This window comes from Pelomonas candidula (genome assembly GCF_043555985.1).
Taxonomy (GTDB): domain Bacteria; phylum Pseudomonadota; class Gammaproteobacteria; order Burkholderiales; family Burkholderiaceae_C; genus Pelomonas; species Pelomonas candidula.
In genome coordinates this window covers 1-215 of sequence record NZ_JBIGIC010000097.1, presented here as the reverse complement: position 1 = coordinate 215, position 215 = coordinate 1, and the positions used below count along the sequence as shown (strand labels likewise).

General features: G+C 69.8%; 1 protein-coding gene. It reads left to right on the top strand.

Going from position 1 to position 215, the window contains the following annotated elements; all coding sequences use genetic code 11:
* The coding region (locus tag ACG04R_RS28645; RefSeq protein WP_394418253.1) for a hypothetical protein at positions 1–215 on the top strand (215 nt) is incomplete at both ends.

Sequence of the window (215 nt, the reverse complement as noted above, 5' to 3'; positions counted from 1 at the left end):
CCGGCACCAACACCTATGACGGTGGCACCACGCTCACCGCAGGCACGCTGGCCCTGGGCAGCGCCGGCGCCATCGGCTCCACCGGCACCATCACCCTCGGCGGCGGCACGCTGCAGTTCTCTGCCAGCAACACCACCGACTACTCCAGCCGCTTCAGCACCGCTGCCAGCCAGCAGTACAACCTCGACACCAACGGCCAGGCCGTCACGCTGGCC